Source organism: Pseudomonas sp. Ag1 (genome assembly GCF_000278565.1).
Classification (GTDB): domain Bacteria; phylum Pseudomonadota; class Gammaproteobacteria; order Pseudomonadales; family Pseudomonadaceae; genus Aquipseudomonas.
Window position 1 is genome coordinate 219,343 of the sequence record NZ_AKVH01000109.1, and the last position, 13,890, is coordinate 233,232.

General features: G+C 50.6%; 12 protein-coding genes and 1 pseudogene. 7 read left to right on the forward strand and 6 right to left on the reverse strand.

The genetic code is table 11. The features are described from left to right. Nucleotides 1–755: 755 nt before the first annotated feature. Genes A462_RS06285 through A462_RS32940 form a run of 3 tightly spaced genes read left to right on the forward strand, consistent with a single transcriptional unit; the run spans nt 756 to nt 4,939 of the window. Nucleotides 756–2,630: a hypothetical protein gene (locus A462_RS06285; protein ID WP_157222859.1), complete on the forward strand. Its 1,875-nt coding sequence runs from the start codon at nt 756–758 to the stop codon at nt 2,628–2,630. Further along, the gene (locus A462_RS06280; protein ID WP_008438125.1) at nt 2,627–4,558 is read left to right on the forward strand and encodes a hypothetical protein; all 1,932 of its coding nucleotides are present in this window, start codon (nt 2,627–2,629) and stop codon (nt 4,556–4,558) included. Before A462_RS06285 ends, A462_RS06280 begins: the two co-directional genes overlap by 4 nt. 12 nt (nt 4,559–4,570) lie before the next feature. After that, complete coding sequence (locus A462_RS32940) at nt 4,571–4,939, forward strand: hypothetical protein (protein ID WP_008438127.1); 369 nt, start codon at nt 4,571–4,573, stop codon at nt 4,937–4,939. Between the two features lie 102 nt (nt 4,940–5,041). Here A462_RS32940 and A462_RS34380 read toward each other — a convergent pair whose 3' ends face one another. Continuing rightward, nucleotides 5,042–6,472: a site-specific integrase gene (locus A462_RS34380; protein WP_177325583.1), complete on the reverse strand. Its 1,431-nt coding sequence runs from the start codon at nt 6,470–6,472 to the stop codon at nt 5,042–5,044. Between the two features lie 445 nt (nt 6,473–6,917). After that, a pseudogene (locus A462_RS06275) lies at nt 6,918–7,619 on the reverse strand (mechanosensitive ion channel domain-containing protein); the annotation flags it as partial. Nucleotides 7,620–7,812: 193 nt separating this feature from the next. On the opposite strand from A462_RS06275, the gene A462_RS06270 reads away from it, so the two are divergent. Continuing rightward, a complete protein-coding gene (locus A462_RS06270) occupies nt 7,813–9,159 on the forward strand; it encodes a DEAD/DEAH box helicase (RefSeq protein WP_003210717.1) in 1,347 nt (448 codons plus the stop codon). Between the two features lie 46 nt (nt 9,160–9,205). Here A462_RS06270 and A462_RS06265 read toward each other — a convergent pair whose 3' ends face one another. Continuing rightward, entirely contained in the window at nt 9,206–9,481 is a 276-nt protein-coding gene (locus tag A462_RS06265) for a hypothetical protein (protein ID WP_008438131.1), read from the reverse strand. Between the two features lie 153 nt (nt 9,482–9,634). On the opposite strand from A462_RS06265, the gene A462_RS06260 reads away from it, so the two are divergent. Continuing rightward, nucleotides 9,635–10,024, forward strand: a complete 390-nt coding sequence (locus A462_RS06260; protein WP_008438132.1) for a hypothetical protein — start codon at nt 9,635–9,637, stop codon at nt 10,022–10,024. Nucleotides 10,025–10,027: 3 nt separating this feature from the next. Here the strand turns inward: A462_RS06260 and A462_RS06255 are convergent, their stop codons facing one another. From A462_RS06255 to A462_RS06245, 3 genes are all read right to left on the reverse strand, one after another. Beyond that, complete coding sequence (locus tag A462_RS06255; RefSeq protein ID WP_008438133.1) at nt 10,028–10,894, reverse strand: DUF6279 family lipoprotein; 867 nt, start codon at nt 10,892–10,894, stop codon at nt 10,028–10,030. Nucleotides 10,895–10,960: 66 nt separating this feature from the next. Next, a complete protein-coding gene (locus A462_RS06250; RefSeq protein ID WP_003210721.1) occupies nt 10,961–11,686 on the reverse strand; it encodes a TorF family putative porin in 726 nt (241 codons plus the stop codon). Between the two features lie 208 nt (nt 11,687–11,894). After that, a complete protein-coding gene (locus A462_RS06245; protein WP_003210722.1) occupies nt 11,895–12,074 on the reverse strand; it encodes a hypothetical protein in 180 nt (59 codons plus the stop codon). Nucleotides 12,075–12,397: 323 nt separating this feature from the next. On the opposite strand from A462_RS06245, the gene A462_RS06240 reads away from it, so the two are divergent. Both A462_RS06240 and A462_RS06235 read left to right on the forward strand, forming a co-directional pair. Continuing rightward, complete coding sequence (locus A462_RS06240) at nt 12,398–13,234, forward strand: CvfB family protein (RefSeq protein WP_008438162.1); 837 nt, start codon at nt 12,398–12,400, stop codon at nt 13,232–13,234. Between the two features lie 53 nt (nt 13,235–13,287). Continuing rightward, the gene (locus A462_RS06235) at nt 13,288–13,695 is read left to right on the forward strand and encodes a DUF2177 family protein (protein ID WP_008438163.1); all 408 of its coding nucleotides are present in this window, start codon (nt 13,288–13,290) and stop codon (nt 13,693–13,695) included. The last annotated feature ends 195 nt before the right edge of the window (nt 13,696–13,890 follow it).

Consider the following 13,890-nt stretch of genomic DNA (forward strand, 5'->3'; position numbering starts at 1 on the left):
CAAATAGCTAGGAGATTTATTAAGCGCACCACACGCTATTCCTTGTTTGAACCAGGCAGTGAGTGGAGTGGGTTTGGCAGTACCTACCCAGCTATTAAGCCGGTGGCGTAAATTTTCCCTATGGTCTCAACGTTTCAGACGTTCTTGCATGACGTCTAATTTCCCCCTAAAGCCTTGTATTGGCTGAACTTTTGTTTATGAGCGCTTGTCGTCAGCCGTCTGGGCGAAATTCTATGGCGATAATTTTTTGCGATGCCGGAGTACCTGATGAATTCAACAGTTTTCAATTTGCGAAACTTTTGGGGGGTTGGGCTTCGGGAAAGTTTTTATAAAGGAAATGCAAGTCCTGTTGCTTTTTATATTTATCGGCGTAAAGCGCCTTGCTTCACATTAATTATCCGGCCAGATAATATTTAAATATTGCCAGCGTGGTCAAGGAAGTGTGGTGATTATTGATCTGCTATAAATTGTCTAAAGGTATGCTTATAAAATACCGATAGTTACATTTTTTTTGATTTTAATGTTGCTGTGTCGAAGTGTGAAAACTACTATAGAGGTGGCCGCTAATTTCCTAGAGTGTACAATTCAAATGCTGTGGCAGGATGTTCGTACAGGGCTGGGAGTTCCTAGGGCAGAGCGCTAAAACGTAGAATGATTATCGGGCTGGATTAAAATTTTGGCCCAGCCTTAGCCAGCTTAGAGTTAATTTTATGTAAAATAGTTTACGTTGAGCTCCAAGATTGATAGGTGAAGTTTTGAAGAGTCGAAAGCACTACAAGATTAACGAGTTCACCTATCTTAATGTAAGTCATTTCTACAATCTGCCCATACATTCGATGGTTCTGGTTTCTGAAGATAAAAGAAGTGTCTTCGTTGGAGCTTTGGCCTTCAAGGAAAAGGGGCGAAGGGGCACATCTGTTAGTGTAGTGGCTGAAAGTCTATGCGATGAAAGAGTACCTGTAATACAGAAGTACATTTACGAAGGCCTCGGACGCAAAATGTTAGGCGGTATAAGAGAGGCAACGTTCATTACAGAAGTTCAGGATTTTGTCAGATTTGGTTTCTGGGCTGATGCTAATGGTCATCAAGATTATCTAATTTGTCCGAGTGCATATCGGAAAGCCCTGATTGCATATACTGAAATGCTCAATGATAGGCTGAGGAATAAAGAGATCTCTCAAAATTCGGCCAGTTCAAGCCAGCGTGTTCCGTTTGATAATTCGCATTTGTTATTTCCAGAAAATACCTTAGATATTGTGGGTGGTATTCAAAGGATTCCAGTCGCGACAAAAATGCAGTTGTCAGCCAACAAGGATAATACGAAGCGGCTTGGAGATATTGACATTGTATTTCCTTACCATACGGCAATTTTTCGTGGTTTGGCTAAGTTTGTCTGTGGTGGCTATATCTTTCCGTTTAAATTGCAGCTTCCTAAAGAAGATTGCTGGGTCATACCAAGCCGGCGAGGTTTTGCGCTCACCAAGCAGCAGGTGGAGAAAACTGATTCCAGATTTAGAATCTGGGATATCCAAACAGGTGAGCTCAAAAAAATCAGTGATTTTCCAACTGCAAATCAGAAGTATGTATCTGAAAAAATAAATGAGATGGCTGAAGCCCTCTTGGCTGCGAATGCGGATCATCGACATGACATTAGGCAGTTTCTTGCGAAATTCGCTCATGATTCGTTCTTGGTAATGTTCGAAGCCGTTACTGGTATTAACGAAAGCGATGCACGCAAGATGCGCTGGAGTGGTGACTATACGATAACTCGAAAGGCTATCGGTTTAAAAAGCGTTAAGCACAGAGCTAACAAACAAGTTGAGTATTTTATAACGGATATTTTCGAAAGTGATCTAAAACTATTTTTTTCACTAAGGCAATATCTGGTAGGTGAGCATGATTATCCCTATTTTTTCGTTGGGCAATATGCACGGGATCAACTGGGGTCTCCGCTTGAGAAATTACATGCCTCAGTGATCTTGAGGCATGGGCAGCGGGTGAAAAATAATATGGATAACACAATCCCAATCTTGTCTTATCAGCTACTCCGTGAGTATCGTTCAAAAGAGCTCTTGAAAGAAAATGATCCTGAGATCGCTGCTGCGCTTTCGAATCACACCGTAGATACCCTTGCTAATAACTATATAAAGCCGTCCGTAGCAGAAGCTGAATATGAATTAACGACCTATTACAAAAAAATAGTGGTTCGGGTGGATGAGGTTCGATTATCACTGACGGACACCCCGGCAGGTGCATGTGAGGATTACGGCCACCCGGTTAAATTGCTGGACGTGGCGTCGGTGGAACCTGATTGTAAGAATTTTCAGGGATGTTTATTTTGCGACCATTTCGTGGTGCACGCCCGGAGAGAAGACATTGTAAAGCTTAATAGCCTCTTGTTTGTCGTATTTTCTTCAACTGATGTTTGTGACACTCCGGAGATTTACCACGCCATCTACGATCCAATTATCAACAAGGTTAATTCGCTATTGAAGGGTATCTCTGAGTTGTCTCCCGAAATGGCATCGCTTTGCCGAGCTGTTGAACAAGAGGTGTTTGTGCAAGAGCGCCTGACAGTATATTGGGCCCACTGCAACGACTTTATATCCCTAATAGGATCATCGCTATGAAGCTCGCTGGCTTAAATTCTAGCAAGGACGAGATTATTGACTGGGATAATCTGATTGTGTCCTGGAAAAAGGATGGTACTCCGAATAGTCGATTTACCGATAATGTATGGTACGTAGGCGACTACGCAGTCTCTAGATCTGATCCAAAGGTGCTAAACTTTGAACGATTAATCGATAGCACAAGCATCAACAGTAGGACTCTGTGGGAGAGTAAACAAGTCTTTTTTAAGATGTGGCGTACCCCCGATAAATATGGAAATACTCCCAAGATCGCTACTGCCGCGTCATATCTGATTTTTATTAATGTCCTAGTTGTTAAAGCTTGTAATAGTGTGACCAGTTTATTTGATTTCTTATCCTCGGCCTCAATGGTCAGAGAGTTTGCTGCGAATATTACAGATGCATGGACGCTCAAAGCGCTTTACTCGATCATCAGAAGGATTCGAGAAGTTGGATGCAACCTGCCAGGGCTCAATGCGGCGTTTCAAGTTTTGCCGTACTTAAAGCGAATGAAGAAAGACTTGCCTGCGGAATCACTGCAGCATCCAGTAATTCCAACTCGCATCCTACTCCGTACAATAATTAACTATCAGGACGTTATAGCTGAGTTTTTGTCTAACAAAGAAAATATCCAAGAATTTGTTCTTAGGGCGGCCAACGAGCGACATTTTGGGAGAAGCGAGTGGTCTCGAGCTAGGGCCCAAATTGAATCCTCTTTGCGACTTGAATTGATTACTTTTGAAGATGCTGTTGAGCAATACGACCTAGAAGAGATTGTCAAAAAATATAAGCTTCTAAATATCAATCATATGACACGTTATCTTACTTTGGTTCAGTATTGCTGCAAGATGTTAATACATATTTTTTCTGGGATGCGAAGCTCTGAAGCTTACAGCATTAACCTTGGAGGTTATGACAGTCGACATGAGACCTACGGCAAGGTTTGCTGTCTGATTGGTGTTACGACAAAATTATTCTCAGGAACTGCTTCTTCTACTGAGCGGTGGATTACTTCTCCCGAGGTAGAGGGAGCCATAGAGGTAGCTGAGACGATAGCCAATATTGTTTATGGTTTTAACGACTGCACAGATGGTGAAGCACTTTTTGTTTCAACTGCGCACCTACCATTTGCTCGTAATTTGTATGACTGGCCGACTGCACAGTCTTCTGACAGCTACTCCTTGTCTTCCCTTGAGCCATCCAGATATGAAGCGCAGTTACCGGAGATATTGATCACTGAAGATGATCGGCTCGAGCTTCAGATGACAGATTTTTCAAGGGACTGGGGTGCTGAAAAAAAATTCGACGTCGGTCGTCGTTGGCCGCTGACTGTGCATCAAATTCGCCGGTCTTTGTGCGTCTATGCCGCACGAAGCGAGCTTGTTAGCCTGCCGTCGCTTAAACTACTTATGAAACATATCACCTCCCAGATGACGCTCTACTATATGAAAGGGTATGCATTCAGTGAGAACTTAATTAATCCATCCCCTAAGCATGTGATACACGATATAGCCAGAGAGACCCCATATGCAGAGTCAATTCTCTATGCAAAAGAAATCCTCATGTCCGAGGAGAAACTATGGGGTAGTGGGGGCAAATATCTAAATAATTCTGATTTTATTTCAGGGGTAAGAGTTATCGAAAGTTGGGAGGTTACTCAGAAACAGTTTAAATCCGGGCAATTATCGTATCGAGCCACTATGTTGGGAGGGTGTATGTCCAATGTCGCGTGTAAAGAGCGTGGCTTCGTGAACCCGCTTGGCTGCGTCGGTTGCGCTGAGGGAGTAATAATAAACTGGAAGGTTGAGCGGGCTTTCAATATGCAGAAAAATTTTGTCGACGCTTTGGATCCTGAGTCGGTCGAGTACAGAACTCAAGTAGAAGTAAAAACGGCTCTCGAAAAGCTGATGAAGGTCACAGGTAAATAGGAGGATAGTCCTATGAGGGACAACAAAGAGGGCTACGAGGCTTTGTGGAGAGTGGAGAATGACGTTCCTTTAAGAATCCCTAAAGGCTCTAAAATTAACTACGACAATATTGCGCTGGAAATGGGGTTGAAGAAAGGAGCGATTAAAAAGGGGCGAGGTTACGATGAGCTTAGGCTGGCAATCGACAAGGCTGCGAAGAGACAGCAGGAGCGTGTCACACCCGCAGATAGACTGCGAGAGGCAAAGAGTCTGGCTAATAAGTACCAGCAACTATGGGAGCAGTCCATAGGTCGCGAACTCTGTCTGGCCCGCCAGGTACGAGACCTTAGTAGTCAAGTCGAGGAGTTGGAGAAGCAACAGCCTCTACGAGTAGTTAAGTGAGGCTCAGTGCCGGGAGTCGGTTGTGCGATCTGTATCAGTTGTCACGTTATGGTACTTGCGAGCGAGAATAAATATTAGCCATTTTGGCTGATTCATCTTTTGTCAAAGTTTTCCATACAGGTTTTCTTCATGTTTCCTTTGTGCAGCAATTAATATTTGTCGACTCTCACCACACTGAATGTAATCATCAACCGTTTTTAGGTTGGAGTGCCCTAGCAGTCCAGCTACAAGACTTTTGGCTCGGAATGACGAAACACCTTTCTCTAGTAGGCCGCGATAAGTGTCTACAGCGAATGTCGCCCGAAGATCGTGAAAGCTAAATGTGAATACTCCTCCTAGGCGCCGGATCTCAGGCACAAGTTTAGTCGTAATAATCAGCCGCACAGCTGCGCCATCCGAAGGCGTTTTGTTCTTCCATTCCACGCGGTCAGAGTCGGATTGATAAAATGGATTTCCATATTTTGTGAGAAATACATACTGTTCGCCTTGTGGTTTTGGTTTGGCTAGTCTAACTCGTGCAAGTCGCCTTTCAGATTTCAGATATGTTCTTATTATTTCCAGTGTTTTAGAGCTGATGAACAGTTTGAATTTGGTACCTGACTTTGTATCGACCCCCGTTTTTCCCCCTACATCTATAGCGAATCTCAAATCGCCCCGCTCGTCAGAATAAGTGTGAAGATTGTCCAAATCTTTTTCACGAAGTCCAAATACTGTTTGTTCTCTTGCGCCAGTATCCAATGCTATTTCAGAGGCTAAGATAATCTCCGGAGTGCATGTATTTGTTATGGCTGAATGAAATATCGTTTTTTCTTCGATGGACATTGGTCGAAGCTTTCCGCCGTCCATAACGTAGTCTTGTGGTTGCTTTGACGAGTCTGGCTTCTCAATTTTTAGATCGCTTTTAATAAATTCAACTGGGCGAGTAAAGCCCTTGTCATCGGTTTCCGACCTGGTCTCGATAGTGTAACTCCATAATGGGTACTTAGGATTTATTCTCTGGGTTTTCACTAGCCATTTATAGAAATTATGTACGGCGGTTATTTTCCTATCGGCGTAACCTCTACCCCAGTGATCGTTGTCAATTTGATACTGTAAGTGAGATAGGTAGAAATACGTGGGTCTTTTAAATTTGTCTCGGGATGCTGATAAGTAGTCAATTCCCTCTTCGTCTATGACGCGTTTGAATTCGGCTAAATCGGCTGCTCTTTTAGCTAAAGTTTTATAATGTTCTGACTCTTCATATGCACAGTCATACAGATACAGTGAAGCGTCAAGCCAGGGCGAGCCATCAGCGTTTATGACGGCGGTAAAAGTTGGATAGAAGTCGACTTTTCTAATGTTAGTTCGGGGGGTGTAAATTAGCTGTTGCGCGTGAGCGAAATTAGACTGTCGAAGATCAAGCTCAAGAAATTTGAGATCAGGGAGGGTGAGTTGGCGAGTCGCCTCTCCTATTGTCCATCTGCTTTTTCTTGCCATGATAGTTGCCCTCTTGCGATCACTTTTCAGTATGGCACAATTTTCCATGGTTTTCACAACGTGACGCGCCGTGATACTCGATATTTTTAAGTGCCGCGATTCAATGTGTTGAGGGTTGATGGATTTTATTCAGTATACTTCTAGTAATTTATAATGCATTTGTTAACTCCTATGTTAATCGTAAGATTGTGGGGGTTATTTGTTTGGTTTTATGTTTTCATTATTTCTACTATGTATCCAGTATATTCATTTGTGACGTGTTTTAACTCCACATTACCCAGCATTATCCTGTGTGGAATTTTCGTTGAGGTCTGTCAGCAAATGTTGAAGGCGATACTGTAGGTAAAGGGAAAGCCGCCAGTCTTTGGTCAACGTCGGTGCAGGGCAGTATTCGATGGTCTGAGTGGAGACTGGTGTGCCCTCTCTGTGAAAGCAGGCTTCAACCTATGAGGCTTTTTTCATTTACAAACAGGTTCAGGATTTTGGGGTTTACATACGGGTGGTTCTGCACTTTGACGGTGTGCAGGGTGATGTCGACCACGTCACCGTCGGCGCCGACCTGGGGCATTTCGATCCAGTCGCCGACCCGCAGCATGTCGTTGCTGGTCAGTTGCACACTGGCGACGAACGACAGCAGGGTGTCCTTGTAGACCAACAGAATCACCGCCGACATTGCACCCAGACCGGAAAGCAGCAGCAGTGGCGAGCGGTCGATCAACGTGGCGACGATGATGATTGCGCCAAACACGAACAGCACCATCTTCGCCAACTGCACATAGCCCTTGATCGAGCGGGTGCGGGCGTGTTCGGTGCGGGCATAGATGTCCAGCAGGGCGTTGAGCAGTGCACTGATCGCCAGCACCATGAACAGAATGGTGAACGCCAGGGCGACATTGCCGATGAACAGGGTGGCGGTCTTGCTCAAGTCCGGCACCAGGTACAGGCCGAACTGGATCACCAGCGACGGCGTCATCTGCGCCAGGCGGTGGAAGACTTTGTTGTGCCGCAGGTCGTTGAGCCAGTGCAGCGCGGGTTGCCGGCCCAGCAGCTTGACGGCGTGCAGGATGAGGTAGCGGGCCACTCGTCCGAGCAGCAATGCCACTACCAGCAACACCACCAGCGCAAGGCTGGAATGCAGCAGCGGGTGTTCGTCGAGGGTGCCCCAAAGGTCTTTGACGTTGAGCCAGAGCTGTTTGATATCCATGGGTAAACGCGATTCTTCTGTAAGACGTGACGGGCCGATTAGAGCATTTAAGTACGTCAAAGTTGTGGTTGTGGACAAATCCCCTGACAAAAAAGCGCCTGATTAACCCAGTTCGCGTAAAGAAACTCGGCCTGAGCGCCCGAAACCGTTACCCTATGCAGCTGTTTTTTTGTATTTCTTCGAGGTAGCACCCGTGTTTTCCCAATTCGCCCTGCACGAACGCCTGCTCAAAGCCGTGGCCGAGCTTAAATTTGTCGAGCCAACGCCTGTGCAAGCAGCGGCCATCCCGCTCGCGCTCGAAGGGCGTGACCTGCGGGTGACGGCTCAAACCGGGAGTGGCAAGACCGCCGCTTTCGTCCTGCCGATTCTTAACCGTCTGATCGGCCCGGCGAAAGTCCGTGTCAGCATCAAGACCCTGATCCTGCTGCCGACCCGCGAACTGGCCCAGCAGACCTTGAAGGAAGTGGAGCGCTTCTCGCAGTTCACTTTCATCAAGTCCGGCCTGATCACCGGCGGCGAAGACTTCAAGGTCCAGGCCGCCATGCTGCGCAAGGTGCCGGACATCCTGATCGGCACCCCGGGCCGGATGATCGAACAACTGAACGCCGGCAACCTGGACCTCAAGGAAGTTGAAGTCCTGGTGCTCGACGAAGCCGACCGCATGCTCGACATGGGCTTTGCCGACGACGTGCAGCGCCTGGTGCAAGAGTGCGTCAACCGCCAGCAGACCATGCTGTTCTCGGCCACCACCGGTGGTTCGACCCTGCGCGAGATGGTCGCCAAGGTCCTGAACAACCCTGAGCACCTGCAGGTCAACAACGTCAGCGACCTGAACTCGACCACCCGTCAGCAGATCATCACTGCTGACCACAACGTGCACAAAGAGCAGATCCTAAACTGGTTGCTGGCCAACGAGACCTATCAGAAGGCTATCGTGTTCACCAACACCCGGGCCATGGCCGACCGCATCTACGGTCGCCTGGTGGCTCAGGAGTACAAGGCGTTCGTCCTGCACGGTGAGAAAGACCAGAAGGACCGCAAGCTGGCCATCGACCGCCTCAAGCAAGGCGGCGTGAAGATCCTGGTCGCCACCGACGTTGCCGCCCGCGGCCTGGACGTGGATGGCCTGGACATGGTGATCAACTTTGATATGCCCCGCAGCGGCGACGAATACGTACACCGTATCGGTCGTACCGGGCGTGCCGGCAACGATGGCCTGGCGATCTCGCTGATCTGCCATGGCGACTGGAACCTGATGTCGAGCATCGAGCGCTACTTGAAGCAGTCGTTCGAGCGCCGCACCATCAAGGAAGTCAAAGGCACCTACGGCGGGCCGAAGAAGGTCAAGGCATCGGGCAAGGCCGTTGGCGTGAAGAAGAAAAAGGTCGACGCCAAGGGCGACAAGAAGAAGGCCGGTGCCAAGTCGCCGACCAAGCGCAAGATTGCCAACCGTCCGAAGACCGACAACCTCTCGTTGGTCAGCAAGGACGGCATGGCGCCTCTGAAGCGCCGCAAGCCGGAAGCACCGGCTGCCGAATAACGCTTGAGCCATAAAAAAACCGGACAATGTCCGGTTTTTTTTCGCCTCAGTTTTTAATTTTGTCGGTCGCCTCATTGAGTTCCGTGAGGCGCTGGTCGATCAGTTGGCACTTGTCGGGCAGGTCTGCGCTGGCGGTTTCCAGCTTCATGTTCTGCAGTTCTTCGTTGATCTCCTTGGCCTTCTCTGGATTCTGTTGGGTGAGCTCGGTCACCTTCTTGGCCAGTTGCTCACGTTTGGCGGTGGCTTCTTCCGGCGTGCAGGCCCAGGCGGGCAGGGCGGCAAGCAGCGTGGCCGCCACGGTCATATTCAGCAGGGTTTTCATAATTCGGACCTCCATGGCGATGATGTTCGGTTGAGGGCCGCGAGCGCTTAAAAGTTCAGCGAAATTGCGCCTGTCCACTAGGCTGAACGGACGATGGCCCGGCATGTCACACCTTTGAAGGGCCTATTTCGTGTGCCTTCAGGAGGAATCAGGATGACGACTTACGATTGGGATTTGATCGAACGATTGCTGCATGAGGTACAGAACGGTGGCGCCAACTTCGCCCCGCGCAAATATGCCGAGGAGGAAGCCGCTGAAAGGGCTAATGCTAGAGAGCCCATCGGTAACCTTGATAAGTTCAAAAAGACCGCAGCGGATTACGAGGCGTTGTTGTTCAAGCACGGCTTTATTGAGTCGAGGTCAGAGGAAGAGTGCGGCAATGGGGAGAATTTCAAATTGACCCCGCGCGGCTCACAGCTGCTGAGCCTGATCGACAGCAGCATCCCCGGCAATAATCACCCCCGGCAGGTGCTGGACGAACAGGCGGATGCGCTGGATCCGGCGACGTTTGATGAAGTGGCTTCGAAAGCACAGATTGCCTGATGTCTACGGGGTGCCAGCCTTCAGGCATTTAAGGGCCTTGAAATCGCTGCGCACCTTGTCGATCTTCTGCGTGAGCTTCTGGCGTTGCGGCACGGTGCTTTCCGCCATCAGGTCGACGATCAGGCTGCGGGCTGCGGTTTCGGTCTGGGCGTAGGCCTGGCGATATTCAGGAGTCCACAGGCTTTCGCGGTTCACCAGCAGTTGCTCGATCTTCTGAGGGAAATCGCTGCTGTGGCGATCTTTGACCGCTGCGATAAAGAGCGTTTGCCAGTGGGCGCGGTTGCCAATCCATTGTTGGTTCTGCTCACCCAAGGCGATCGACCAGGCGGTGACGCGATTCTGCTGGCTGGCACTTAACGGCCCGAGCCACGCATCGAGGCGCTTATTCATGCGCTCGGCGCGTTCCTTGATCTGCTGCTCGAGGGGCGGTTTCAGGTATTCGTCCTGACGCTTGCGCAGGTCCTTGGCGAACGCTTGCTCCATATCCTGTACTTGCTGGTCGTCCAGCCCCTGCAGTAGCTCGACGGCGGACGGCGTGATCGCCCGGGCGCTCTCGGCAATAGCTTGTTTGGCTTCGGCGGTACGGGTTTGCAGGGCGGCGTCAGTCACCTGGTTGGTGTCGACCATCTGTTGCAGGCGATCGAGCCAGTCCAGGTAGCCCGGCAATTGTGTGGTGCAATGCCAGGCCAGGTGTTCCTTGAGTGTGTCGTTGAACCAGCTCTTCTGCCCGGCGTTCATTTCCAGGTAGTCGCTGAGGGTCCAGGGGATGATCACATCCAGATTGCGATAGGCCAGGCCCACCCGATTGCAGCCGGCAAGCACCAGGCTGAGGGTCAGCAACATCACCAGAAATTTTAACCGACGCAGCATGAGCGAGTCCTTGCGCAGACGAGAGTATTGCATCTGAACCCGTCAGGGCAGCGACAGTTCAGCCCATCAATAAAACGCCCGCTCGGCCTTCAGGGTCAACAGCCCGTCGCATTGCGAGTTGTGTCCGGAGTAGGCCGAGCAATCGCCGCCGCTGAGGCTGGAGTCGCTGTAGATCAGGTTCAGGTCGACGCCCATCCATGGCCTGGAAAATTGTACCGACCAGTCGCTGAAGCTGCGGATCGAGCTGCCATCGGCCACCGAGACCGGGGTGCCGAGCTGGTGGGTGGTGTATTTCATGCTGACGCCGATGCCGAACGGCTTGGTGCCGCCGAGGTCGGCGAACAGGGTGCTGTCCTGCCGGTCCGGGTCGTTGCTGAAGGAGGCGCCGAAGCGATTGCCCAGCAAGGTCAGGCCGCCGTAGAACTCCTGGCTGTCGAGGGGGCTCAGCTTGGGATAGCTGTAGTGAATCATCCCCAGTTCATAACCCAGGGTCTGGTCGAAGGGGCGTTTGAAACCCAGGTAGGAGTCGACTTCCAGGTTGCTGGTCGGGGAAATGCCCATGCTCGGTGAGAATTGGCCGAGGTACAGGCCGCTGCCGTGGCTCAGGTCCAGGCCGCCATGGAACGAGTCGCTCCCGGGTGCCGTGGGCTTTACCAGGCCTTGAGCCATGCTTCGGCTAGGTGTCGTGCCCAATTTCAGGTCGAAATCACCCAATTCACGCTGGAAAACCTGCGCTTCGGCGAGGGGGCTGGCCAACAGGGCACCGGCCAGGAATATGCAGGATTTGAGCATGCTTCACTCCATGAAAAGCGAGGAGCAGTAACGGGAAATATCAGGCAAATGCCCGATCTAGACGTGTGCAAGCATACCGGCGATGGTTCGCAGATGAGGCCCGTTCGTCGATTGGCGTAATAAAGGGGTATATCAGGGGGTAGGGCGGGCTCTAGTCCTAGCGCCTTGAAAGGCAAAGCGCATAGGGACCAGGTGTAATGCGCGAGTCTTACTTTTTACCCAGGGTGATCTGCTTGGACGGGCCGAAAGTCTGGCCGCTTACGCCTTTGGCAATCTGCTGGATTTCGCCGCCCTGCTTGAGGAATGCAGCAATTTGGCTGTTGATCGATTCGCTGGTTTCAACGGCGGGAGCTGGCTTTGCTTTGCTGTTGGATGCTTTTACGCGCATGGCGGCCACTAACCTGTAGAAAATTAACTTGGCCATGCATCGTACATGAAATGCTTGACAATTGCTTGGCAAATATCCCCCTGAAATATACGCAGGGTTTATGAATCGCCTGGATTATTAAGTGAAATACTCACCTAACTTGCTGTTTTAACTCGAATCCCTCGAGGAAATTCGGCCGTGGGTACTGGCCGGATTCAGCCCGATGACCTGACGAGCGGGGCGCTTCTCGGCAAACCCATGATTTTTCAGGCCTGTACGCCGGTACGCGGGACCGCCGTCGTCAACTCGGGTAGAATGCCGCCCACGCAATGAGGGTATTTGAGATGGCTTTAGTCGGGCGCTACAACAGCTTGCAAGTGGTTAAACACACTAACTTTGGTTTGTACCTGGATGGTGATCAAGAGGGCGAAATCCTCTTGCCCAACCGATATATCCCCAAAGATATTCCCAGTGAAGATGAAGACTGGCTCAACGTTTTCATTTATCTGGACAGCGATGACAAACTTATCGCGACCACCGAAAAACCAAAAGTACAGGTGGGTGAATTTGCCAGTCTGAAAGTGGTTGAAGTCAACAGTATCGGTGTATTCCTCGATTGGGGCCTGCCCAAGGATCTGCTGCTGCCTTACTCCGAAGAAAAGCGCCAGCTGACCGCCGGTGAGTATTGCGTGGTACACGTCTACCTCGACAAACACACCAAGCGCATCACCGCCACCGCACGCCTTGACCGCTACCTGGACAAAACCCCGGCCACCTACAAGGTCGGCCAGGAAGTTGACTTGCTGGTGGCTGAAGCCACCGACATGGGCTTCAAGGCCATTATCAACAACAAGCACTGGGGCCTGATCCACAAGAACGAAGTGTTCAAGTTCCTGCGCCCGGGTAAGGAAGAGAAAGGCTTCATCAAGGAAATCCGCGCCGACGGCAATATCAGCCTGAGTCTGCAGCCTGTGGGTGAAGAAGCGGCCTCCAGCCTGAACTCCAAGATCCTCGCCAAGTTGCGCGACAACAACGGCACCTTGCCGGTCAGCGATAAAAGCGACCCGGCACTGATCAGCAGTTTGTTCGGTGTCAGCAAAGGCAACTTCAAGAAGGCCATCGGCGCCCTCTACAAGCAGGGTCAGATTGTGATCCACGCGGATCGCATTGAACTAAGCTGATCGCGGTTTGCTCTTCTGTAGGAGCACGCTTGCTCCTGCAGAAGGCCGCCTCAATGTCCAGAAAAACGCTTTTCGCCTACCTCGGTACGTTGCTTGCCTTTCTGATGCTTGACGGCCTGTGGCTCGGTGTCCTCATGGGCCCGACCTACAAAGCGCTGCTCGGCCCGTTGATGCTTGATCAGCCGCGCCTGTTCCCAGCCGTGGCGTTCTATCTCCTCTATGTATTCGGTTGTGTGGTGCTTGTCGTCCTGCCTGCGTTGGCGAGCGGCGGCTGGCAGCGTGCCGCGCGGCTTGGTGCACTCCTGGGATTGGTAGCCTACGGCACCTATGACCTGAGCAATTGGGCAACCCTGCAGGGCTGGTCGGCCGGTTTGGCCTTCATGGACATCGCCTGGGGCACCTTCCTGACTGCCGTTTGCTGCACCGTGGGCTATCAATGTGCGCGCAGGGTGCACAATTGATTGTGTACAGTATTGCCCTGCACCATCCCTGAGCGAATCACCACCGTTCAATCGTCTCTACGCCGCCTGAAGAGCCAAGCTCCACGGGGGATTGTGCCGAGTTTTATTGCATTGGCACGCATTCTGCTCAACAACTCGTATACAAACCATGCCGCCTCCCGTACGCACTCCCGTCGCGGGTGGCAGGCCGGTATT

Excerpts from the sequence above, each read along its gene's own strand:
- A462_RS06280 (WP_008438125.1), top strand. The coding sequence starts at position 2,627 with ATGAAGCTCGCTGGCTTAAATTCTAGCAAGGACGAGATTATTGACTGG.
- A462_RS32940 (WP_008438127.1), top strand. The coding sequence starts at position 4,571 with ATGAGGGACAACAAAGAGGGCTACGAGGCTTTGTGGAGAGTGGAGAAT.
- A462_RS06265 (WP_008438131.1), bottom strand. The coding sequence starts at position 9,481 with ATGAAAACCCTGCTGAATATGACCGTGGCGGCCACGCTGCTTGCCGCC.
- A462_RS06260 (WP_008438132.1), top strand. The coding sequence starts at position 9,635 with ATGACGACTTACGATTGGGATTTGATCGAACGATTGCTGCATGAGGTA.
- A462_RS06255 (WP_008438133.1), bottom strand. The coding sequence starts at position 10,894 with ATGCTGCGTCGGTTAAAATTTCTGGTGATGTTGCTGACCCTCAGCCTG.
- A462_RS06250 (WP_003210721.1), bottom strand. The coding sequence starts at position 11,686 with ATGCTCAAATCCTGCATATTCCTGGCCGGTGCCCTGTTGGCCAGCCCC.
- A462_RS06245 (WP_003210722.1), bottom strand. The coding sequence starts at position 12,074 with ATGCGCGTAAAAGCATCCAACAGCAAAGCAAAGCCAGCTCCCGCCGTT.
- A462_RS06240 (WP_008438162.1), top strand. The coding sequence starts at position 12,398 with ATGGCTTTAGTCGGGCGCTACAACAGCTTGCAAGTGGTTAAACACACT.
- A462_RS06235 (WP_008438163.1), top strand. The coding sequence starts at position 13,288 with ATGTCCAGAAAAACGCTTTTCGCCTACCTCGGTACGTTGCTTGCCTTT.